Here is a 19,855-nt window from a genome sequence, read left to right on the forward strand (position 1 = left end):
GGGCGGCAGCACCGAGCCGCCGGACCGGTCTGCTCCCTGGGCGGCTGCCCTTCGCAGGTGGCGGTGCGGCGGCCCGGTGGCGGGTCAGGCCGTGGCCTTGAAGCCCCGTAGCCGCAGGCTGTTGCCCACGACGAAGACGGAGGAGAAGGCCATGGCCGCTCCGGCGATCATGGGGTTGAGCAGTCCCGCCGCCGCGAGCGGCAGGGCGGCGAGGTTGTAGGCGAAGGCCCAGAACAGGTTGGACCTGATGGTGCCGAGCGTCCTGCGGGCCAGCCGGATGGCGTCGGCGGCGGTGCGCAGGTCACCGCGGACCAGGGTGAGATCGCCCGCCTCGATGGCGGCATCCGTGCCGGTGCCCATGGCGAGCCCCAGGTCGGCCCGGGCGAGCGCGGCGGCGTCGTTGACACCGTCGCCGACCATGGCCACCGAGCGTCCCTCGCTCTGAAGGCGTTCGACGACGGCCACCTTGTCCTGCGGCAGGACCTCGGCGACGACGTGCTCGGCGTCGATGCCGACCTCGCGCGCGACGGAGGCGGCCACCGCCTCGTTGTCGCCGGTCAGCAGCATCGGCGTCAGGCCGAGGGCGCGCAGCCGGGTGATCGCCTCGGGGCTGGTGTCCTTGACCGCGTCGGCGACCTCCAGGACCGCGCGCGCCTCGCCGTCCCAGGCGACGGCGATCGCGGTGCGGCCGGCCCGCTCCGCCTCGGCCTTGGCCCCGGCCAGCCGCGCGGGCAGTTCCACGGCCCACTCGGCGAGCAGCTTCTCGCGGCCGACCAGAACCGCGTGCCCGTCGACGACGCCCTGGACACCGAGACCCGGGACGCCGGTGAAGTCCTCGGGGACGGGCAGCGCGCCGACCCGCTCGGCGGCGCCCGCGGCCACCGCCCGGGCGATCGGGTGCTCCGAGGCGTGCTCCAACGCCCCGGCCAGCCGCAGGACTTCGGTCTCCTCGGCATCTGTGGCGGTGTGCACGGCGAGCAGGGTCATGCGGCCGGTGGTGACGGTGCCGGTCTTGTCGAGGACGACGGTGTCGACCCTGCGGGTGGACTCCAGGACCTCGGGGCCCTTGATGAGGATGCCGAGCTGGGCGCCGCGCCCGGTGCCGACCAGCAGCGCGGTCGGGGTGGCGAGGCCCAGGGCGCAGGGGCAGGCGATGATCAGGACGGCGACGGCCGCGGTGAACGCGGCCGTCGGTCCGGAGCCGTTGCCGATCCAGAAGCCGAGGGTGGCCAGAGAGAGGGCGATGACGACGGGGACGAAGACACCGGAGACGCGGTCGGCGAGCCGCTGGACGGCCGCCTTGCCGTTTTGGGCGTCCTCGACCAGCTTCGCCATCCGCGCCAGCTGGGTGTCCGCGCCGACCCGGACCGCCTCGACCGTCAGCCGGCCGCCCATGTTCATGGTCGCTCCGGTGACGCCGTCGCCGACGCCGACCTCGACCGGGACGGACTCGCCGGTGAGCATCGACGCGTCGACGGCCGAAGTGCCCTCGACGACCGTGCCGTCGGTGGCGATCTTCTCCCCCGGGCGGACCAGGAAACGGTCGCCGGCCTTCAGCTCCCCGACCGGGACCTGCTCCTCACGGCCCTCCCGGATGACGGTGACGTCCTTGGCGCCCAGCTCCAGCAGGGCCCTGAGCGCGGCACCGGCCTTGCGCTTGGACCGTGCCTCGAAGTAGCGCCCGGCGAGGAGGAAGGCGGTCACCCCGGCCGCGGCCTCCAGGTAGATGTTCGCGGAGCCGTCGCCGCGGGCGATGGTGAGTTCGAAGGGGTGGGTCATGCCGGGAGTGCCCGCGGTGCCGAGGAACAGGGCCCACAGCGACCACAGAGACGCCGCCGACGTGCCGACCGAGACCAGGGTGTCCATGGTGGCCGCGCCGTGGCGGGCGTTGGTGAACGCGGCCTTGTGGAAGGGCCAGGCCGCGTACGTCACCACGGGGGCCGCCAAGGTCAGCGACAGCCACTGCCAGTAGGTGAACTGCAACGCCGGCACCATCGCCATCGCGATCACGGGGACCGCCAGCACCACGGCGGTCACCAGCCGCTGCCGGAGCGGCCGCAGTGCGTCGTCCGGCTCGGCGCCCTCCGCGCCGCTCGCGGGCTCGGCCCGGGCCGGCTCCGGTGGGCGGGCCGTGTACCCGGTGGCCTCGACCGTGGCGATCAACTCCGGGACGGACACGTCACCGGTACGGAAGATCCTCGCCTTCTCCGTCGCGTAGTTGACGGTGGCGGTGACTCCGTCGAGCCGGTTGAGCTTCTTCTCGATCCGGGCGGCGCACGAGGCACAGGTCATGCCGCCGATGGCGAGCTCCACCTCGGCTGGTGCGCTGGTCGTGCCGGTGGTCATGGGTGCTCCTGATGAGAGGGACGTCGGCCGGGATCCGGCGATGCGGGTCCCGGTGTGCGGCGGGGGGCGCGGGTCGGTCGGACACGACCGGTCAGCTCGTAGCCTGCTTCGCCGACCACCCGGGCGATCACGGCGTCGTCCGGTGCCGCGGTGGCCGCGACGGTGACCCGTCCGCTGTCGAATCGCGCGACTGTTCCGATACGGGGCGGGGGTATCCGACCCGGCGCAGTCATGTATACCCCTAGGGGGTATGTGACGCAAGTGTTCCCGCCGCTTGACCAGGTACCCCCCGGGGGTATCGTGAGGTGCAGGGAGGTCTTCGCGTTCCCCTCGGAGACCCGTGATCGAGGAGACGACCGTCATGCACACCGGACTGAGGATCACCGCGTTCGCCGCCGCCCTGGCCGCGACCTTCGGCACCGCCTACGGCGTCGGCGCGGGAGTGGACCCGATCGTCGCGGACGGCGCACCCGCGCCCCACGACGGGCACGGCGAACGGGACGACGAGCATGCGGAGGTGCCGCGGCCGGACGGGGGCGGCGGTCACGGGGGACACCAGGACACCCCGGCCGGCGGTCTGCAGGTCTCCGAGGACGGCTACACCCTCGACCTCGCCACCCCGCACGTCACCGCCGGACAGCGCGGCGAACTGCGCTTCACGGTCCGGGACGCGGGCGGCGCGGCGGTCACCGCGTACCAGCGGGAGCACGACAAGGAGCTCCACCTCGTCCTGGCCTCACGCGACCTGGTCACCTACCGCCACCTGCACCCCACCCGCGCAGCCGACGGCACCTGGAGCACCCCCGTCGACCTGCCCGCGGCGGGCGGCTACCGCGTCTTCGCCGACTTCACCCCGGCGGGCAAGGACGCCAGGAACCTCACCCTCGGCGCCGACCTGGCCGCCTCCGGCCGCTACGAGCCGGCGCGGCTGCCCGCCCCGAACCGCACCGCCCGGGTCGACGGCTACCAGGTGGCACTCGCCGGTTCCCTGCGACCGGGCAAGGCGAGCGAGCTGAAACTGACGGTGACCCGCGACGGCGAACCCGTCAACGACCTCCAGCCCTACCTCGGTGCCTACGGCCACCTCGTCGCCCTGCGCTCCGGCGACCTCGCGTACCTGCACGTCCACCCGAACGGCGAACCCGGCGACGGCACCACGGAACCCGGCCCGGAGATCTCCTTCACGGCCACCGCACCCAGTGGCGGCACCTACCGTCTCTTCCTCGACTTCCGGCACCGCGGCGAGGTGCGCACCGCGGTGTTCACCGTACGCGCCGGGTCGGTGCCGGGCGCGGACGAACCCGCCCCGGCAGGCACGCCGGAGCACTCCGGCGGCCACGGTCACTGAACCGCACCGTCGCCGGCGGGCCCTCAGGCCGTGACGACCCGGACGCCCGCGTCCTCGAACCGGCGCACCAGCTCCGGGTCAGCCGCGCCGTCCGTCACCAGGGTGTTCACCGACTCGGTCGCGCAGATCCGGGCGAACGCCCGTCGGCCCAGCTTGCTGGAGTCGGCGGCCACGACCACCCGCTCGGCGCGCTCGCACAGCAGCCGGTTGATCGCGGCCTCCGCCTCGTCGTGGGCGGCCGCGCCGTGCGCGACGTCGAAGGCGACGACGCCCAGCACGGCCACGTCGAGCGTCACCTGGCCCAGCACCCCGTCCGCGAGCGGACCGATCAGCTCGTACGACTGAGCCCGGGCCACACCACCGGTCACCACGATCTTGAACTGGGGCCGCACGGCCAGCTCGTTGGCGATGTTGAGGGCGTTGGTGACCACGGTCAGCGCGGGGGTGCCGGAGGCCAGGTCAGCGCGCACGGCCAGGGCGCGCGCCACTTCCGTGGTGGTCGTGCCCCCGGTCAGTCCCACCGCCTCGCCGGGCGCCACCAGCGCCGCGACCGCCTGGGCGACGCGCTGCTTCTCCGACGCCCGGCGGGCCGTCTTGTAACGCAGCGGCAGTTCGTACGACACCCCGTGCACGACCGCGCCACCGCGCGTGCGCACCAGCATCTGCTGCTCGGCGAGCCGGTCGAAGTCGCGGCGGATCGTCGCGGCCGAGACCTCCAGCTCGGTCGCCGCCTCCTCGACGTCGAGCCGGCCGCGCTCGACGAGCAGCTCCAGCAGCGCCTTCCAGCGGGCGTCGCGCGACATCCGCGCCTCCGTTCCTCGACCCCCGCCGACCCTAGCGCACCGCACGGTTCGTCCTGTTGCTTGATTGTGCTTGAAAGCTCGCTATATCTTGCAGGAACAATCAGCCTGTGTTCGGGGAGAGTGCGACATGACGTACGTCGAGGACGAGCTCAACAGCCAGCCCGAGTGCTGGACACGCGCCGCGGCCCGGGCGGCGGACCACGCGCCGGTGCTGCCGGCGGCGGGGGAGCGGGTGGCGATCGTCGGATGCGGCACCTCGTACTTCATGGCGCAGGCGGCGGCGGCCCTGCGCGAGGACGCGGGCCTGGGGGAGACGGACGCGTTCGCCGCCTCCGAGTTCCCGCGGGGCCGCCGGTACGACCGGGTCGTCGCCCTCACTCGGTCCGGCACCACCACCGAAGTGCTGGCGCTGCTTGCCGAGTTGAAGGGCCGCACGCAGACCGTCGCGCTCACCGCCGACCCGGGGACGCCGGTCATGACCGCCGCCGACGACCTGGTCGTCCTCGACTTCGCCGACGAGCGGTCCGTCGTGCAGACGCGGTTCGCGACCACCGCGCTCACCCTGCTCCGCGCCCACCTGGGCCTGCACACCGACGCCGTCGTCGCCGACGCCCGCACCGCGCTCGCCGTCGAACTGCCCGAAGGGCTCGTCGAGCGCACCCAGTTCACCTTCCTCGGCCGGGGCTGGACCGTCGGACTGGCCAACGAGGCCGGGCTGAAGATGCGCGAGGCCTCCCTGTCGTGGACCGAGGCCTACCCGGCGATGGAGTACCGGCACGGCCCCATCAGCATCAGCACCGCGGGCACGGCCACCTGGATGTTCGGCGAGGCGCCCGAGGGGCTGGCCGAGCAGGTCCGGGAGACCGGCGCGATGTGGGTGCCCGGCGAGCTTGACCCGCTGGCCGAACTGGTCCGCGCCCAGCGGCTGGCCGTGGCCGTCGCCGCCGCCCGCGGCCTCGACCCGGACCGCCCGCGCCATCTGACCCGCTCGGTGATCCTCGCCCCGTGAGGCCCGCCTCGTGGGCCCCGCCCCGTGAAGGCCGTCCCGTGGGCCCGCCTCGTGAGGCCCGCCCCGTGAAGGGCGCCCCCCGAGGCCCGCCCCGTGAAGCCCGCCCCGTGAAGGGCGCCCCCCCGAGGCCCGCTCCCGAAGCCCGTCCCCTACGCCCGGATAGGACAGACCGTGCCCCTCGCCACCACCGGCGACCTGGTCGGACGTGCCGCCGCCGCGCGCTCCGCGGTCGCCGCCTTCAACGTCATCACCCTGGAGCACATCGAGGCCGTCGTCGCGGGCGCCGAGTCCGCGCGGATGCCCGTCGTCCTCCAGGTCAGCGAGAACGCCGTCAAGTACCGCTACGGCCGCCTGCTGCCCCTGGCCCGCGCGGCCGTCGCCGCCGCCGAGAGCGCCGCCGTGCCCGTCGCCCTGCACCTCGACCACGTCCAGAGCGACGGCCTGCTGCGACAGGCCCCGGACGCCGGGTTCAGCTCCGTGATGTACGACGCCGCCCGGCTGCCGTACGCGGACAACCTCGCGGCGACCCGGGCCGCCGCCGACTGGGCCCACGCCCAGGGGCTGTGGATCGAGGCCGAGTTGGGGCAGGTCGGCGGGAAGAACGGCGCACCGCCGCTCGACGCCCACGCCCCCGGTGCCCGCACCGACCCCGCCGAGGCCCGCGCCTTCGTGGCCGACTCCGGCGTCGACGCCCTGGCCGTCGCCGTCGGCAGCTCCCACGCCATGACGACACGCACCGCGGCCCTCGACCACGACCTGCTCAAGGCGCTGTCCGGCACCCTGGACGTGCCCCTCGTCCTGCACGGTTCCTCCGGCGTCCCGGACGACGAGCTCGCCGCGGCCGTCGCGGGCGGCATCGCCAAGGTCAACGTCGGCACCGCCCTCAACATCGCCATGACCGGCGCGATCAGGGAGCACCTGGCCGCCCGGCCCGACGCGGTGGACTCGCGCGACTACCTCACCGCGGGGAGGGAGGCCATGGCCCGCACGGTGACGACGCTCATCCAGGTGGTCGCCAGGACCGCGCCCCCTCCCGCGGCCACCCCGTCCGCTACTCCTTGACCGCCCTCAGCACCACGAACTTCCGGTCGCCCGCGACCAGCCGGCTGTTGCCGAACAGGCGCCGCAGCGTGACGTGGTACCCCAGGTGCCGGTTGCCGACCACCCACAGTTCGCCGCCGGGGCGCAGCGCCCGCCGCGCCCCGGTGAACATCCGGTGGGCCGTCGCGTCCGTCGTCGCCTGGTGGGAGTGGAACGGCGGGTTGTTGAGCACCAGGTCGACACTGCCGTCCGGCACCCCGGCCAGCCCGTCGCCGAGGCGGAACTCCGCCCGGCCCGGGGCGCCGTTCGCCCGGTACGTCGCCTCGGCCGAGGCCACGGCCTGGAACGACTCGTCGGTGAACAGCACCTCGGCGTCCGGATCGGCCAGCGCCACCGCCGTACCGACCACACCGTTGCCGCAGCCGAGGTCCACGACCCGCCGGAAGGCCCCGGGGCCTGGCAGGTGCCGGAGGAAGAAGCGGGTGCCGATGTCGAGCCGGTCGGCACAGAAGACCCCCGCGTGGTTGACGACGGGGCGGCCGGAGAGAGGCCCCACGTCGTCGGGGAGCCGGTAGCCGAGCGGCCAGGGGTTGGCCGGCCGCTCCAGCGCGGGGTCGGGCTCCGAGAAGATCAGCCGGGCCTTCTTCACCGCCAGCGAGGTCCGGGTCGGCCCGACGATCCGCTCGAACAGCCGGAGCGTCGAGGTGTGGATCTCCTTCACCATCCCGGTGCCCACCACGACCGTGCCCTCGTGCAGCGCGGGCGCCAGCCGCAGCAGCTGGTCCTCCAGCAGCGCCAGGCTCTTCGGCACCCGCACCAGCAGTACGTCGACGCGGTCCGGCGGCGGGTCCTGCGTGGTGAGCAGGCGCACCGCGCCGGGTGCGGCGCCGGCCCGCTCCAGGTTGGCCCGCGTCGCCTCCCGGGCGAGGTACGAGTCGGTGATCTGTACCGGCCGGTGCGCCGCGAGCGCCGTCACCAGCGCTCCCCAGCGGTCGCCGACGACCACGACCGTGCCGTCGAGCGGCACCTCCCGCTCGGCGAGGTGCCCCAGCAGGTACTCGTCGGACGCGTCCCAGGCACGCAGCCGGTCCCGCGGGTCCTCCGGATAGCGGGACAGCACGTGCTCGCCCCAAGGCGTCGCCATCCGGCCGTCGCGGTCGCCGCGGTCGCGCGCACCGCGGTCGTCCGCGCCGCGTTCGCCGGGGCCGGAGGTGTTGGTGCTGCGGTGGTTCGTACCGGGGCCGCTCGTGCTGCGGTGGTTCGTGCTGCGGTCGTTCATCGTGTGCCCAGGCTAGCCGAGCGCAGCTCAGCGCCGGTCGCGGCGGTGAGGCGGGGCGCGGAGGCACGATGGGGGCATGGACGCCGAGCTGTTCCCCAGGACCCCGACCGTGATCGCGCCCGGTGCCGTCCACGTGCCGGACTGGCTGGACGCGAAGGCGCAGCGCGAGCTGCTGGACGCCTGCCGCGACTGGGCCCGTCCCCCGGCGGGACTGCGCACGGTGCGCACCCCGGGCGGCGGCACCATGACCGCCCGGCAGGTCTGCCTCGGCCGGCACTGGTACCCGTACGGCTACGCCTCCACCGCGGTCGACGGCGACGGCGCCCCGGTCAAGCCCTTCCCCGCCCGGCTCGACGATCTCGCCCGCCGTGCGGTGACCGACGCGCTGGGCACCGAGGCGGTGGCACCGGCGCCGTACGACATCGCACTGGTCAACTTCTACGACGCCGACGCGCGCATGGGCATGCACCGCGACGCCGACGAGCGGTCCGACGCCCCCGTGGTCTCCCTGAGCCTCGGTGACACCTGCGTCTTCCGCTTCGGCAACCCCGAGACCCGCACCCGCCCCTACACCGACATCGAGCTGCGCAGCGGCGACCTGTTCGTCTTCGGCGGCCCTTCCCGGCTCGCGTACCACGGCGTCCCGAGGGTGCACCCGGGCACCGCACCGCCCGGGTCGGGACTCACCGGACGGCTGAACATCACGCTCCGGGTCAGCGGGCTCTAGGACGCGTCCCGCGCGGGCCGGAAGATCGCGGTGCTCCTGGACGTTGGCTGCATGCATGAAGATCAGCGAGGCGTCCAGAGCCAGCGGTGTGAGCGCGCGATCGTTGCGGCACTACGAGGCCGAGGGCTTGATCGTCCCCGGCCGTTTCGGCAACGGGTTCCGTGACTACTGCCAGTCGACCGTCGACCGGGTGCTCGTCATCCGCTCGCTGCTGGAGTCCGGGCTGCCCGTGCGACTGATCAGGGAAGTCCTGCCCGGCCTCGCCGACGGATCCGGCGCCGGCACCGGTGTGATGTGCGAGGAGTTCCTCCGCGAGGTGCAGAGCCATCGCGATCGGCTCGCTGCCCGCATCGCCGTGCTCAGCGATCAGCAGGCCGCACTCGACGCCTACCTGCGAGAGGCCCGCCGTACTGATCTCTGACGGCCGCTTGACCTTGACGCAAGTGTCAAGCTCCTACGGTCGGATGCATGGACATCGACGAGCCGCAGAACACCGTCGGGCAGACCGTACGGGCGCTGGTGCAGCACTCGCACCGGGGACCGGGGGACCTGGCTCTCACGGCTGATCACCGCCGCCCCGACCCGGGGCCCGGCGAGTACCTGATCCGCGTCGGCGCCGCCGGGGTCAACTTCGCCGACGTCCTGCAAAGCAACGGCGCCTACGGAGGAGGGCCACAGGCTCCCTACGTGGCGGGTTTCGAGGCCGCCGGCGAGATCGTGGCGGTCGGCCCGGACGTGGCGACCGCGCTGCAGCCCGGCACCCACGTGGTCGGAACCGGGCCGGGCGCCTTCGCGCAGTACATGACGATGCCGGCCGCGAGTGTGCTTCCCGTGCCGTCCGGCTGGAGCGACGCCCAAGCCCTCGGCCTGGTGCTGAACTGGGCCACCGCCCTGGCGGCACTGAAGCCGCTGGGCGAGATCAAGACGGGTGAGGCCGTCCTCGTGCACGCCGCGGCCGGCGGCGTCGGGCAGGCCGCCGTCCGCCTCGCCCGCCACTACGGCGCGCGCGTGATCGCCACGGCCTCACCGGAGAAGCACCACACCGTCGAAGAGCTCGGCGCCGACGAGGTCCTGGACAGCCGGCGCCCCGATCTGGCCGACGAGATCATCCGCCTGACCGGCGGTGTCGATCTGGTCCTGGAATCAGTGGGACGGACCACGTTCGAGACCAGCCTGTCCGTCGCCAGACGCTTCACCGGACGCGTCGTCGTCTTCGGCGCCGCCTCCGGCGACGCCACCCTCACCACCCACGACCTGGTCTTCACCCACCCGGTCCAGGTCAAGGGGCTGCACATCGGTGCACTGGCGGTCGCGGCCCCGTCCCTGTACCAGTCGTTGCTCGTCGAGATCGAGAGCCTGATCGCCGAGGGCGTGTACCCACCCGGCACTCCCCACGTGCATCCCCTGGCCGAGGGCCCGGCAGTGCTGCGGCGACTCGAAGCGGGCCGGACCCGGGGCAAGCTCGCCCTCGACCCCTGGCGCTAGGAACGCCTGCGCCGGGCGGGCCCAGTCGGGCTCAACGGCCGTTCGGGTGTGCGCCCATGGGGCGAGGCAGTGGCTGACGCCAGTCGCCCTGCGTCCTCAGGAGAAGGTGGCGGGTGAGGAGGCGTACTTCGTCCCACGCCGGATCCGTGAGCAGGGCGCCGGCCCAGAGGCCGACGCGGCATGCGGCATCGATCTCGCCGACGCAACGGCCGATCGCCTGGAAGCCGCGCAGATCCTCGGGCCCGAACGCCCCGCGCTCCGTGAGTCCTTCAGCGAGGGAGCAGATGAGCTCCACCTCCTCGACGACCTCCTTCGTCTCCACGTCCCGCTCGCCCACCCAGGCAAGCTGATCAGGAGTCTCGGCCGCGAAGAGGGCCAAGCCATGCAGCGACCAGTCGCGAAGTTTCGCATCGCCGAGATCGTTCATCCGTGCAGGATCGCACGCGCAGTTCCCTTGCCCGAGGCCGGACGGAGAACGCGTCCGTCGCTGCGGGTACGGCGGGGCCTGGGCGACCGGGCCACGCCCGGAGGTGTTGCCAGGCCCACCCCGGCAGGGGTGCTGAGCCGCTGGTGGGCTCCGCGGGCCGCTCATAGCGTCGGAGCATGACGGATTCCACGAACGAACAGCGAACGGGAACCTCCAGGCGGACGGCCCTGCGCGGTCTGGGGCTCGCGGTGGGTGCCACGGCCCTCTCCGGCGGGGTCGGAGCATCGCGAGCGGCGGCTGAGCCACGTCGTGGGTCCACCACCTACGTGCTGGTGCACGGCACCCACAGTGCCGGCGCGTTCTGGATGCCGATCGCGCGGGAGTTGACGCTCCGGGGGTACCGCGTCGTCATGGTGGACCAGCCGCGGCACGGCACGGAGGCCTTCCTCCCGGAGTCGTACCAGCGGCAGGACCTCGAAGCGATGGCGGCCGAGCCCTCCCCGCTGATGGGCCTCGGGCTGGACGACTACGAGGCGCGCGTCACGGGGGTCGTGCGGCGCGCGGCGAGGAACGGCCCGGTGGTGCTGGTCGGGCACAGTCTGGGGGGCGTGTCGGTCAGCCGCGTCGGCAACGCCGTCCCGCACCTGCTTCACCACATCTGCTACATGGCCGCCTTCTGCCCCAGCCGTGCCCTGCCCACAGCGGACGCCTGCACGGCGGCACCCGAGAACGCCGACGCCGTCAGTCCGGTCGAGCTGACGGTGGGCGACCCGGACCGCCTCGGCGTGCTGCGGCTGAACTTCCGGACAGGCGAGCGTCGTGAACTCGCCCTGCTCAAGGAGATGATCTGCGCCGATTACCCGGAAGCCGACTTCCGCCGGGTACTGGCCGGCATGCAGACCGATGAGCCCGTCGCCGCCTACGCGGGTCGAGCCGTCGGCCGAGCCGAGAGCTGGGGACGCGTTCGCCGCACCTACCTGCGCTTCGGCAGAGACCGGACGATAGCCACCGCACTCCAGGACCGGATGGTCGCGGAAGCCGACGCGCTCACCCCCGGCAACCGTTTCCGCGTACACGACTTCCCGGAGGCGTCCCACGTGGGCCCTCTGGACCCCGCTCCCGTCACAGCCGTCCTGGACACTCTCGCGGCGTAGGCGCAGCCCGGTCGTGAGCACCTCCGCCTCCCACTCGGGTCAGTGTGCCTCCTCCAGGACCAGCCAAGTGATCGTGGCACGGAACTCCCGCAGGGCCGGGCGGGGTGGTCGTGCTGGGCGTCCGGACCCGGATCCGGGAGGAGCGTCCTGGGCCCGCACCGCGGGCGGATCATGGGAGACTCCCCCTCATGAGCGGCAAGGCGGACCCCCGGGCGGCGGGGGAAGGGACCACCTCGAGGACGCGGCTGGACCGGGGGCGCGGTGCGCTCGGACCCGCGTTGGAGCTGGTGCACACCGGCCGCGCCCCCACCCGGGCCGTCCTCACCGCGGAACTGGGGGTGACCCGCGCCACGGCGGGCGCGGTGGCCGCGGAACTGGAGGCGCTCGGCCTGATCCGGGTGGACGCCCGGCCCGGGGCGGCGGCCGGGTCCCAGGGCCGCCCCTCGCACCGCCTGTCGGTCGCCGAGGACGGGCCCGTCGCCCTCGCCGCCCAGATCCACGCCGACGGTTTCCGCGCGGCCCTGGTCGGTCTCGGCGGCCGGATCGTCGCCACCGCACCCGGCTGCGAGGTCGTCGACGCCGACCCGGCGAAGGTGCTGGGCTCCGTCGTCGAGGCGGGCGCGGAACTCCTGAGCCGGACCGGGCGCCGCTGCGTCGGCGCGGGACTCGCCGTGCCGTCGGCCGTCGCGGAACCGGAGGGCCTGGCCCTGAACCCGCTGCACCTGGCCTGGCCGGCCGGCGCCCCGGTGCGGGAGATCTTCGCCCGGCAGGTGCGGGCCGCCGGGATCGAGGGCCCCGCCTTCGCCGCCAACGACGTCAACCTCGCGGCCCTCGCCGAGCACCGCCACGGCGCCGGACGCGGCGCGCGCGACCTGCTGTGCGTGGCCACCGGCCACCGCGGGGTCGGCGGTGCGCTGGTCCTCGACGGCCGCCTGCACACCGGCAGTTCCGGTCTCGCCCTGGAGGTCGGCCACCTCGCCGTCAACCCCGAGGGGCGCCCCTGCCACTGCGGCAGCCGGGGCTGCCTCGACGTGGAGACCGACCCGCTGGCCTTCCTCACGGCCGCCGGACGCGAGCCGGGCCCCGACGTGTCACTGCTCCAGCGGTCCTACGACCTGATCCGCGACCACTATGCCGACCCGGCCGTCCGCACCGCCACCGAGACCCTCATCGACCGCCTCGGCCTGGGCCTCGCCGGCCTGGTGAACATCCTCAACCCCGACCGCATCGTCCTCGGCGGACTGCACCGGGCGCTCCTCGACGCCGACCCGGAGCGGCTGCGCGCGGTCGTCGCCGGGCGCAGCCTGTGGGGCCAGAGCGGCGGCGTGCCGATCCTGCCCTGCGGTCTCGACCACAACAGCCTCGTCGGGGCGGCCGAGTTGGCCTGGCAGCCGGTCCTGGACGACCCGCTGGGCGTACCGGCGTAGCAGCCGGAGTACGCCTCAGGTCGCGGGCCCGTCGCCGCCGCTCGGCGCGTGGCCGAGGTCGACGACGCAGAAGACGTTGCCGTCCGGGTCGGCCAGGACGACGAAGTCCGGGTCGGGCGGGTACAGGTCCCACTCGACGGTCCGCGCACCGAGGGCGATCAGCCGCCGCACCTCCGCCTCCTGCTCCTCGGCGGAGTCGGTGAACAGGTCGAGGTGCAGACGGGGGCGCGGCTCCACCGGCGAGTCGCTGCGCATCACTCCGAGAGCGCGGCCGGAGCCGTCCGCGTGGTACAGGGTGCGCCACGTCTCGCTCTGCCACTCCTCCGTGGTGACCAGCGGCAGCGCCTGGGTCCAGAACGCGACCGCGCGGGGGATGTCGGTGACACCGATGACGGGAATTCCGAGTCTCAGCATGATCGCGACCCTACGTACTGGGCGAGCCCGTTGCCCAGCGACCAGTCGGCGGAGGTGTTCTCGCTCAGGGTGACGAGGACGTTGCGGGGGGCCGTCCCCGCGTACTCCTCGGCGAGTTCGGCGATCCGGCGGTACAGCGCCTCCTTCTGCCCGGTCGTCCGCCCCGCCCGCAGGGTGATCGCCACGAAGACGATGCCCTCGTCCCGGTGCACGCCGAGGTAGTCGTCGTGGCGCAGGGTGCCGCGGGCGGCGTCGTGCGCCGTCAGCACCTGGAAGCGGTCGTCGGGCGGGATGCCGAGCGTCTCCACGAGGGCGTCGTGGACGGCCCGGCCGAGCGCGTCGAGCCGGTCGGGGCGGGAGTCGGTGCCGTAGGCGTCTATGCGTACGAAAGGCATGGGGGATCCCCTGTCGAGTGGTAGGCCGCACCCGGTGCCGGTGCCGGTGCCGGTGCCGGTGCCGGTGCCGGTGCCGGTGCCGGTGCCCGGACGCGGGTGCGGCAGCCTGCCGCGGGTGGCGCGGACGTCAGTGCCAGGCGACGGCGAACGCCCGCGCGGGATTGTCGGTGAGGATGCGGCGCACCAGGTCGTCCCCCACGGCGAGCGCCAGCCGGGGCGCCACGCGGCGCAGCAGGTACGGCATCCCCGGGCCGCCGTCGACCGACCGGGCGGACGCGGTCGTCGTGTCGCCGCCGAGCAGCAGCCGGTCGCCGAACCCCGCCTCGGCGAGGTCCCGCACCGCGTCCGGCATCCGCCAGTCGGTCGCGTGGTTGCCCCGCGACGGTCCGTCGAAGGCCAGCCAGCACCCCGACCGGGCGGCCAGCCGGTGTGTCATGGCATCGGGGGCGCGGTTGAGGTGCCCGAGGATCAGATGGTCCGGCGGCACCTCCAACTCGCCGCACAGCAGGTCCAGTACGTCCAGGGCGCCGGTGCCCAGCTCCAGGTGGACGGCGATGGGCGCGCCCGTAGCGTGGTGCGCCTCGGCCGCCGCCGACATGGTCCACCGCGCGTGCGCGTCGAGCGCGTGGAAACCGCCGGCCACCTTGATCAGGCCGGCGCGCACGCCCGACGTCCCGATGCCCCGCGTCAGCTCGCCGACGAAGACCTCGGCGAGCCGGCCCCGCAGCGCGGCCAGGGTCTCCTCGGCGTAGTGGACCCCTTGGTGCAGCCCGGTCGCGGCCACCACGTGCACCCCGGTCTCCCGGGACAGGCCCGGCAGATCCGCGGCCCGCCGGCCCAGCCCGTACGGCGTCCACTGCATCACGGCGCCGCCGCCCCGCTCCCGGAACGCGGTCAGCTCGGCACGTGCCGCCGCCGCGTCGTTCAGCTCCTCGCCGGGCAGCCGGGGAGAGGCGAAGAACAGGTGGTCGTGCGCGTTGCACACGCCCAACTCCCCGCCGGGCACGTCCCCGAGCACGGTGCGGACGGCGCTCACCACTGCCGCCCCCTCGCCAGCAGGCCCCGCCCCGGTTCGGAGAGGTGCAGCACGTGGAAGACCTCGCCCTCCGACGCGTCCGGCGCCTCGTCCGCGTGGAGCGAGAAGTGCGCCAGCTCCCAACGGGCGGTGTCCACGACCGCCGCGGCGAGCAGCGTCCCGTCCGCGGCCGCCAGCCGTCCGGCCTCCCGGACCGCCCGCTCCGCCACCTCCGACAGCGGCCCGCCCTCCGGTACCGGCTGCCTGCGCAGGACCGCCACCCGCGCGGGGGAGCCGGCGGCGCCGCCCTCCTCGTACGCGAGGCCCGTCCACTGCCGGACCGCGGGCCGGCCGAAGTCGTCGGCGGGCCGCTGGAAGGCACCGTCCCAGAGGAAGGCGTTCATGCCCTCCACGCTCCGCCACAGGTAGAACGGCGCGTACTGGTTGACCGGCGAGCCGTCCCGCCCGCGCTCGCGCACCAGGTAGGCCTTGAGTCCGAGGCCGGGCCAGTCGTCCAGCAGGTGCCCGGTGCCGGCCACCCGGTCCCTGATGACGCCCATCGGATAGCCGGCGGGCAGGGTGAACGTGTACTGCATGGCGTGCATGGATGCCCCCTCAGGCGTGCTGGTCCTCGTCGGCGACGTGCGCGCCCCACTCGGTGGTCGTGCCGTCCCCGGCGGCCTCGACGACCGCGAGGTGAGTCATGAAGGTACGCGGCCCGGCGCCGTGCCAGTGCCACTCGCCCGGTGCGATCCACACGGTGTCGCCCGCGCGGACGTGCTCGACCGCGCCGCCCCTGCGCTGCACCCGGCCCTCGCCCTCCAGGATGTGCAGGACCTGGCCGTGCGGGTGGTGGTGCCAGGCGGTGTGCGCGCCCGGTGCGAAGTGGACGTTGAACATGCGGAGCCGGGAGGGCGCCGGGGGCACGGCGATCTCGTCCAGCCAGACCGCGCCGGTGAAGTTCTCGGCCGGGCCCTGCTCGGTCGTGGGGCGCTGTCGGGTGATGTGCACGGGTCCTCGAACTCCTCTACGCGTTGGTGTTCTTGTGAGTGGCGAGCAGCGAGAGCAGCCCTCGGACGCCCGCCTCGAAGGCGGTGGGGGAGCCGGACGCGCGGGCCAGCACGTAGCCGCCCTGGACGGTCGCGACGACCGCCGCCGCGATCTCCGCCCCGTCCAGCGAGGGCGCGAACTCGCCCTGCTCCCGCCCCTCTTCGACCAACCCGGCGATCCGCTCGCGCAGCCAGTCGAGGGTCTCGTCCACGGGGGCGCGCAGGGCGTCGTCGGCGATCACGTCAGGGTCCATGGTCAGACGGCCGACCGGGCACCCCCGCAACACGTCGCGCTCGCGCAGCAGATACGTCTCGATCCGCTCGTACGGCGTCCCGGGGCCGTCGAGCAGGGCGGCGGCGGTGGCCCGCATCTCCTGGGCCGTCCGCCGGATCGCGGCGAGCGCGAGGTCGGGCTTGCCCTTGAAGTGGTGGTACATGCTGCCCTGCCCGGCGCCGGCCCGTTCGAGGATCGCCTTGGGGCTGGTGCCCACGTATCCCCGCTCCCACAACAGCTCACGGGTGGACTCGATCAGTCGTTCCGAGGTGCTCATGCACGCACTGTACATACTAGTAGTTACAGAAGTCGAGTGATCGGGGAAACACGGCGCGGGAGAGGGAAGCGGGGAGGGGGAGCAGACGCGCACCGCCGGAGTACTCCCCGCGTCGTAGGCACACTGCCGCTGGCCGTACGACGACCGGGACCCCCTCCCGGAGCGAGGCTCGGAAGCGACACGAGGAGAACGCGACCGAGGAGTTGGACGACATGGAGACCCTGGCACAGTTCGGCGACGGCGGGCCCGGCCCGTGGATCCTGCTCTTCCCGGTGATCTGGGCGCTGGTCATCGGCGGCTGCGTCACCCTGCTGCGCCGCACGGTGTGGCGCGGGCGCCGCGGGCCCGGGCGGCCGAGGAGCGCCGAGGACAACTCGCCCATCACGGTGCTCGGCCACCGCTTCGCCTCCGGCGAGATCGACGAGGACGAGTACTGGCGTCGCCTGTCCGTGCTGGACGAGCAGTTCGGCAGGTCCGGAAGGAGGGGCGCGGCATGACCACGACGACCGCCACCCGGGCCCCCGCCCGGGTCGTGGACGCCGTGAGGGTGTACGGCGGTGGCGACACCGCCGTACGCGCTCTCGACGGCGTGAGCGTCGACTTCCCGGCCGGCCGCTTCACCGCCGTCATGGGGCCCTCCGGCGCCCGTTCCGGGAGCCCGCCCACCGTCCGCGGGATTTGCGCCGACCGCCGCCGGCCCGCTGTCCGTGGCCGCCGGACCCCCCGCCCCGTGACCGCGGCCCGCGGCGGTCCGCCGGCCGCGCCGGGCACGGCGACTCGCCCGGACGCGGGCCACAACGCCGCGGTACGGTCAAGGGCGGCGTGGAGTCACCGCCCGGTCAGCCGACAACGGCCGGCCGGGCGGGAGCGGGTTGGGGGCTGCCGAGGTCGACCGCGTGCTCGGCCTCGGCGAACGCGGCGACCGGTACGTCATCGACCAGCCGGCGCGGCGGGCGCGCCGGCACGGGCGGCACGGTGCCGACCGCCGTCGGAAGCGTGAACCAGACCACCTTGCCCGACTCGCCGTCCGGCCGTGCGCCCCAGCTCTCGCTCATCGCGGCCACCATGGCGAGCCCACGCCCACGCGTCGCGAGGGGCCCGGCGTCGTCCACGACGGGCAGGCTCGGATCCTGGTCGCGCACCGAGACCGTGAGCCGGTCCAGGAGCAGTTCCATTTCCACGGTGCAGGTCTTGTCCGGCCGCGCATGCAGGTGGACGTTGGTCAGCAACTCCGTCACGCCGAGCACGGCCCGGTCGATCAGGAGGTCCATATGCCAGTAGCGCAATTGCGCAGATACGATTCTGCGGACCTGGCCGATCCGCGACGGCAGGGCTTGGAGCTCCACCGTGCAGTGTCTGCTTGGGTGAGTGATCACGGCTGCGACTCCCCGACATAGAGGTCCGGAAGAACACGGAGTTCGGATCCAGCGGGGCGCACGTGGCACACGCCGCCCGCTTTCGTGGCCGGCGGGCTGGTTCGCAGCGTTATCGCCGGTAAACCCAGAGTGACGTGAGACCAGCGTGACGCAAGGGGTGAGGCACCGCAACTTACGGCCATCTCTCAGGCGCGGCGTCCGGCCGCCCTGCGCACCGCCTCGATGAAGCGGCCGGCCGCCGGTGGGCCCGGCTCACCGGGGGCGGGGTCGCGCTCGCCGAGCGTCAGCAGGTACCGCTTGCCGTCGAGGTCGGCCAGTGCCCGGTCGTGCGGGGCGAACCACGGGCGGGAGGCCCGCACCGCCTGCACCGGCGCGCTGTCTATCTCGCTGCCGTAGCTGGTGAGCAACTCGACCCTGCCACCGCTGATCCGGACCGTCCCGGCCCGGGTGAGGGAACGCAGCCGCTTGCCGATCCGCACCCCCGTGGCCCTGAACTCCGGCTCCGCCATGGCCGTCGCCCCCTCGTGCGCGTCGGTTGCCGAACCGTGCAGCGACCGCGGTGCTCCCGGTACCGGCTCGTGTCGTGCTCCCGTGTACGTCCGCGACGGGAATCCGTTCCCGCCGCAGGCAGTCTGCCCGCACCGCGCGCCGAGCACCAGTACGCACTGCCCCTTTCCGGAGGCGACCGGAGCACTCGCGCGAATGCGCCCCCCGTAGCGCCCGCACCGCGCCCACCTCGGCTCCCCAGGAGTGGCTTTGAGGCACCCAAAGGGGTGTTTATGCAGGTGAGAAGCGTGTGGAAGGTGTTTATGATCGGGCTGTCGGCCGCGCTGTCCGCCGTCGGCGCGCAGCGTAAGGAGCCCCCGAAGTGAGCACTGACCGGCAGTCCGGCACCGGCGCCACCCTCGACGTCGACCACAGCGACGCCGCCTACCGCACCTGGCTGAAAGAGGCCGTCCGCAAGGTCCAGGCCGACGCCAACCGCTCGGCCGACACCCATCTCCTCCTGTTCCCGCTCCCCGAACACTGGGGTATCGACCTGTACCTGAAGGACGAGTCGACCCACCCCACCGGCAGCCTCAAGCACCGCCTCGCCCGCTCCCTGTTCCTCTACGGTCTGTGCAACGGCTGGATCCGGCCGGACCGGCCGGTCATCGAGGCGTCCAGCGGCTCGACGGCCGTCTCCGAGGCGTACTTCGCGAGCCTGGTCGGCGTGCCGTTCATCGCCGTCATGCCCCGCACGACGAGCACGGAGAAGATCCGCCTGATCGAGTTCCACGGCGGACGGTGCCACTTCGTGGACGACTCCCGGCGGATGTACGAGGAGTCCGCCCGCCTCGCGGCGGAGACCGGCGGCCACTACATGGACCAGTTCACCTACGCCGAACGCGCCACCGACTGGCGCGGCAACAACAACATCGCCGAGTCGATCTTCCGGCAGCTGAGGCTGGAGCGGTACCCGGAGCCGTCCTGGATCGTCGCTACGGCCGGCACCGGCGGCACTTCGGCGACCCTCGCCCGCTACGTCCACTACATGCAGTACGACACCCGTGTCTGCGTCGCCGACCCGGAGAACTCCTGCTTCTTCGAGGGCTGGACCACCGGCGACCCCGACGTGGCCTGCGACCGCGGCTCCCGGATCGAGGGGATCGGCCGGCCCCGCATGGAACCGAGCTTCGTGCCCGGCGCGATCGACCGCATGATGAAGGTGCCGGACGCGGCGAGTGTCGCGGCCGTACGCGCCCTGGAGCAGGTCGTCGGCCGCAAGGCGGGCGGCTCGACGGGCACCGGGCTGTGGAGCGCGCTGAAGATCGTCGCCGAGATGGTCGCCGCGGGGGACCGGGGCAGCGTCGTGACGCTGCTGTGCGATCCGGGGGACCGGTACCTCGACAAGTACTACTCCGACGCCTGGCTCGCCGAACAGGGGCTCGACATCGCGCCGTACACGGCGGCGATCGAGTCGCTGCTGCGGACGGGCACCTGGCCCTGCTGACACCGGCCGCGGGCTG

The 19,855-nt window shown here is 73.7% G+C and carries 22 protein-coding genes and 1 pseudogene; 11 read left to right on the top strand and 12 right to left on the bottom strand.

Annotated elements, in window-relative coordinates; genetic code table 11:
• Positions 1 to 84 precede the first annotated feature (84 nt).
• Positions 85 to 2,346, bottom strand: coding sequence for a heavy metal translocating P-type ATPase (locus tag ACIBCJ_RS27785; protein WP_365979799.1), 2,262 nt, complete (start codon positions 2,344 to 2,346; stop codon positions 85 to 87).
• Between the two features lie 361 nt (positions 2,347 to 2,707).
• Here ACIBCJ_RS27785 and ACIBCJ_RS27790 point away from each other — a divergent pair, with 361 nt between their 5' ends.
• Positions 2,708 to 3,694, top strand: coding sequence for a hypothetical protein (locus tag ACIBCJ_RS27790; protein ID WP_365979800.1), 987 nt, complete (start codon positions 2,708 to 2,710; stop codon positions 3,692 to 3,694).
• Positions 3,695 to 3,717: 23 nt separating this feature from the next.
• Here the strand turns inward: ACIBCJ_RS27790 and ACIBCJ_RS27795 are convergent, their stop codons facing one another.
• Positions 3,718 to 4,497: a DeoR/GlpR family DNA-binding transcription regulator gene (locus ACIBCJ_RS27795; RefSeq protein WP_365979801.1), complete on the bottom strand. Its 780-nt coding sequence runs from the start codon at positions 4,495 to 4,497 to the stop codon at positions 3,718 to 3,720.
• A 127-nt stretch (positions 4,498 to 4,624) separates the two neighbouring features.
• On the opposite strand from ACIBCJ_RS27795, the gene ACIBCJ_RS27800 reads away from it, so the two are divergent.
• On the top strand, positions 4,625 to 5,506 hold the full coding sequence (locus ACIBCJ_RS27800) for an SIS domain-containing protein (protein WP_365979802.1): 882 nt from the start codon (positions 4,625 to 4,627) through the stop codon (positions 5,504 to 5,506).
• Between the two features lie 171 nt (positions 5,507 to 5,677).
• Positions 5,678 to 6,568, top strand: a complete 891-nt coding sequence (locus tag ACIBCJ_RS27805) for a class II fructose-bisphosphate aldolase (protein WP_362096120.1) — start codon at positions 5,678 to 5,680, stop codon at positions 6,566 to 6,568.
• Here ACIBCJ_RS27805 and ACIBCJ_RS27810 read toward each other — a convergent pair.
• A complete protein-coding gene (locus ACIBCJ_RS27810; RefSeq protein WP_365979903.1) occupies positions 6,558 to 7,691 on the bottom strand; it encodes a methyltransferase in 1,134 nt (377 codons plus the stop codon). The two genes, ACIBCJ_RS27805 and ACIBCJ_RS27810, sit on opposite strands and share 11 nt — an antisense overlap.
• A gap of 211 nt (positions 7,692 to 7,902) precedes the next feature.
• Here ACIBCJ_RS27810 and ACIBCJ_RS27815 point away from each other — a divergent pair, with 211 nt between their 5' ends.
• The 3 genes from ACIBCJ_RS27815 to ACIBCJ_RS27825 are packed head-to-tail and all read left to right on the top strand — an operon-like array spanning position 7,903 to position 10,038.
• Complete coding sequence (locus ACIBCJ_RS27815) at positions 7,903 to 8,553, top strand: alpha-ketoglutarate-dependent dioxygenase AlkB (RefSeq protein WP_365979803.1); 651 nt, start codon at positions 7,903 to 7,905, stop codon at positions 8,551 to 8,553.
• Positions 8,554 to 8,608: 55 nt separating this feature from the next.
• Positions 8,609 to 8,974, top strand: a complete 366-nt coding sequence (locus ACIBCJ_RS27820; RefSeq protein WP_365979804.1) for a MerR family transcriptional regulator — start codon at positions 8,609 to 8,611, stop codon at positions 8,972 to 8,974.
• Positions 8,975 to 9,021: 47 nt separating this feature from the next.
• The gene (locus tag ACIBCJ_RS27825) at positions 9,022 to 10,038 is read left to right on the top strand and encodes an NADPH:quinone oxidoreductase family protein (RefSeq protein WP_365979805.1); all 1,017 of its coding nucleotides are present in this window, start codon (positions 9,022 to 9,024) and stop codon (positions 10,036 to 10,038) included.
• Between the two features lie 31 nt (positions 10,039 to 10,069).
• Here ACIBCJ_RS27825 and ACIBCJ_RS27830 read toward each other — a convergent pair whose 3' ends face one another.
• A complete protein-coding gene (locus ACIBCJ_RS27830) occupies positions 10,070 to 10,465 on the bottom strand; it encodes a hypothetical protein (protein ID WP_365979806.1) in 396 nt (131 codons plus the stop codon).
• Between the two features lie 326 nt (positions 10,466 to 10,791).
• Here ACIBCJ_RS27830 and ACIBCJ_RS27835 point away from each other — a divergent pair, with 326 nt between their 5' ends.
• Both ACIBCJ_RS27835 and ACIBCJ_RS27840 read left to right on the top strand, forming a co-directional pair.
• Positions 10,792 to 11,619, top strand: coding sequence for an alpha/beta fold hydrolase (locus ACIBCJ_RS27835; protein WP_365979904.1), 828 nt, complete (start codon positions 10,792 to 10,794; stop codon positions 11,617 to 11,619).
• 188 nt (positions 11,620 to 11,807) lie between these two features.
• Positions 11,808 to 13,046 carry an ROK family protein gene (locus ACIBCJ_RS27840; RefSeq protein WP_133886739.1) on the top strand — a complete coding sequence of 413 codons (1,239 nt, stop codon included), beginning with the start codon at positions 11,808 to 11,810 and terminating at the stop codon, positions 13,044 to 13,046.
• A gap of 15 nt (positions 13,047 to 13,061) precedes the next feature.
• On the opposite strand, the gene ACIBCJ_RS27845 is transcribed toward ACIBCJ_RS27840, so the two are convergent.
• The 6 genes from ACIBCJ_RS27845 to ACIBCJ_RS27870 all read right to left on the bottom strand — a co-directional run bounded on the left by ACIBCJ_RS27845 (position 13,062) and on the right by ACIBCJ_RS27870 (position 16,470).
• Complete coding sequence (locus tag ACIBCJ_RS27845; protein ID WP_365979807.1) at positions 13,062 to 13,460, bottom strand: VOC family protein; 399 nt, start codon at positions 13,458 to 13,460, stop codon at positions 13,062 to 13,064.
• Positions 13,454 to 13,855 (bottom strand): tautomerase family protein, encoded by a 402-nt coding sequence (locus tag ACIBCJ_RS27850; RefSeq protein WP_362096102.1) that lies wholly within the window; start codon positions 13,853 to 13,855, stop codon positions 13,454 to 13,456. The genes ACIBCJ_RS27845 and ACIBCJ_RS27850 overlap by 7 nt, the downstream gene beginning before the upstream one ends.
• Positions 13,856 to 13,982: 127 nt before the next feature.
• On the bottom strand, positions 13,983 to 14,891 hold the full coding sequence (locus ACIBCJ_RS27855; RefSeq protein ID WP_362510369.1) for a phosphotriesterase: 909 nt from the start codon (positions 14,889 to 14,891) through the stop codon (positions 13,983 to 13,985).
• Entirely contained in the window at positions 14,888 to 15,475 is a 588-nt protein-coding gene (locus ACIBCJ_RS27860; RefSeq protein ID WP_365979808.1) for a DUF4865 family protein, read from the bottom strand. Before ACIBCJ_RS27860 ends, ACIBCJ_RS27855 begins: the two co-directional genes overlap by 4 nt.
• Positions 15,476 to 15,485: 10 nt before the next feature.
• Positions 15,486 to 15,881, bottom strand: a complete 396-nt coding sequence (locus tag ACIBCJ_RS27865) for a cupin domain-containing protein (RefSeq protein WP_362096093.1) — start codon at positions 15,879 to 15,881, stop codon at positions 15,486 to 15,488.
• Between the two features lie 16 nt (positions 15,882 to 15,897).
• Complete coding sequence (locus ACIBCJ_RS27870; protein ID WP_365979809.1) at positions 15,898 to 16,470, bottom strand: TetR/AcrR family transcriptional regulator; 573 nt, start codon at positions 16,468 to 16,470, stop codon at positions 15,898 to 15,900.
• A gap of 212 nt (positions 16,471 to 16,682) precedes the next feature.
• Between ACIBCJ_RS27870 and ACIBCJ_RS27875 the strand changes: the two genes are divergently transcribed.
• A complete protein-coding gene (locus ACIBCJ_RS27875; protein ID WP_365979810.1) occupies positions 16,683 to 16,967 on the top strand; it encodes an SHOCT domain-containing protein in 285 nt (94 codons plus the stop codon).
• Positions 16,964 to 17,116: pseudogene (locus ACIBCJ_RS27880) on the top strand (ABC transporter ATP-binding protein); the annotation flags it as partial. The gene ACIBCJ_RS27875 and the pseudogene ACIBCJ_RS27880, both read left to right, overlap by 4 nt.
• A gap of 193 nt (positions 17,117 to 17,309) precedes the next feature.
• Here ACIBCJ_RS27880 and ACIBCJ_RS27885 read toward each other — a convergent pair.
• Together ACIBCJ_RS27885 and ACIBCJ_RS27890 are read right to left on the bottom strand one after the other, a co-directional pair.
• Positions 17,310 to 17,816 carry an ATP-binding protein gene (locus ACIBCJ_RS27885; protein WP_362096084.1) on the bottom strand — a complete coding sequence of 169 codons (507 nt, stop codon included), beginning with the start codon at positions 17,814 to 17,816 and terminating at the stop codon, positions 17,310 to 17,312.
• Between the two features lie 215 nt (positions 17,817 to 18,031).
• Positions 18,032 to 18,355, bottom strand: coding sequence for a hypothetical protein (locus tag ACIBCJ_RS27890; protein ID WP_133886728.1), 324 nt, complete (start codon positions 18,353 to 18,355; stop codon positions 18,032 to 18,034).
• A 359-nt stretch (positions 18,356 to 18,714) separates the two neighbouring features.
• Between ACIBCJ_RS27890 and ACIBCJ_RS27895 the strand changes: the two genes are divergently transcribed.
• Positions 18,715 to 19,839: a PLP-dependent cysteine synthase family protein gene (locus ACIBCJ_RS27895; protein ID WP_365979811.1), complete on the top strand. Its 1,125-nt coding sequence runs from the start codon at positions 18,715 to 18,717 to the stop codon at positions 19,837 to 19,839.
• Positions 19,840 to 19,855 lie beyond the last annotated feature (16 nt).

The sequence above is a fragment of the Streptomyces sp. NPDC051136 genome, assembly GCF_044455745.1.
In the GTDB taxonomy this organism is placed as follows: domain Bacteria; phylum Actinomycetota; class Actinomycetes; order Streptomycetales; family Streptomycetaceae; genus Streptomyces.

Bases quoted from the DNA above. Each gene is read 5' to 3' on its own strand.
- ACIBCJ_RS27785 (WP_365979799.1), bottom strand. From the start codon at position 2,346: ATGACCACCGGCACGACCAGCGCACCAGCCGAGGTGGAGCTCGCCATC.
- ACIBCJ_RS27790 (WP_365979800.1), top strand. From the start codon at position 2,708: ATGCACACCGGACTGAGGATCACCGCGTTCGCCGCCGCCCTGGCCGCG.
- ACIBCJ_RS27795 (WP_365979801.1), bottom strand. From the start codon at position 4,497: ATGTCGCGCGACGCCCGCTGGAAGGCGCTGCTGGAGCTGCTCGTCGAG.
- ACIBCJ_RS27800 (WP_365979802.1), top strand. From the start codon at position 4,625: ATGACGTACGTCGAGGACGAGCTCAACAGCCAGCCCGAGTGCTGGACA.
- ACIBCJ_RS27810 (WP_365979903.1), bottom strand. From the start codon at position 7,691: ATGGCGACGCCTTGGGGCGAGCACGTGCTGTCCCGCTATCCGGAGGAC.
- ACIBCJ_RS27815 (WP_365979803.1), top strand. From the start codon at position 7,903: ATGGACGCCGAGCTGTTCCCCAGGACCCCGACCGTGATCGCGCCCGGT.
- ACIBCJ_RS27820 (WP_365979804.1), top strand. From the start codon at position 8,609: ATGAAGATCAGCGAGGCGTCCAGAGCCAGCGGTGTGAGCGCGCGATCG.
- ACIBCJ_RS27825 (WP_365979805.1), top strand. From the start codon at position 9,022: ATGGACATCGACGAGCCGCAGAACACCGTCGGGCAGACCGTACGGGCG.
- ACIBCJ_RS27830 (WP_365979806.1), bottom strand. From the start codon at position 10,465: ATGAACGATCTCGGCGATGCGAAACTTCGCGACTGGTCGCTGCATGGC.
- ACIBCJ_RS27840 (WP_133886739.1), top strand. From the start codon at position 11,808: ATGAGCGGCAAGGCGGACCCCCGGGCGGCGGGGGAAGGGACCACCTCG.
- ACIBCJ_RS27845 (WP_365979807.1), bottom strand. From the start codon at position 13,460: ATGCTGAGACTCGGAATTCCCGTCATCGGTGTCACCGACATCCCCCGC.
- ACIBCJ_RS27850 (WP_362096102.1), bottom strand. From the start codon at position 13,855: ATGCCTTTCGTACGCATAGACGCCTACGGCACCGACTCCCGCCCCGAC.
- ACIBCJ_RS27860 (WP_365979808.1), bottom strand. From the start codon at position 15,475: ATGCACGCCATGCAGTACACGTTCACCCTGCCCGCCGGCTATCCGATG.
- ACIBCJ_RS27870 (WP_365979809.1), bottom strand. From the start codon at position 16,470: ATGAGCACCTCGGAACGACTGATCGAGTCCACCCGTGAGCTGTTGTGG.
- ACIBCJ_RS27875 (WP_365979810.1), top strand. From the start codon at position 16,683: ATGGAGACCCTGGCACAGTTCGGCGACGGCGGGCCCGGCCCGTGGATC.
- ACIBCJ_RS27890 (WP_133886728.1), bottom strand. From the start codon at position 18,355: ATGGCGGAGCCGGAGTTCAGGGCCACGGGGGTGCGGATCGGCAAGCGG.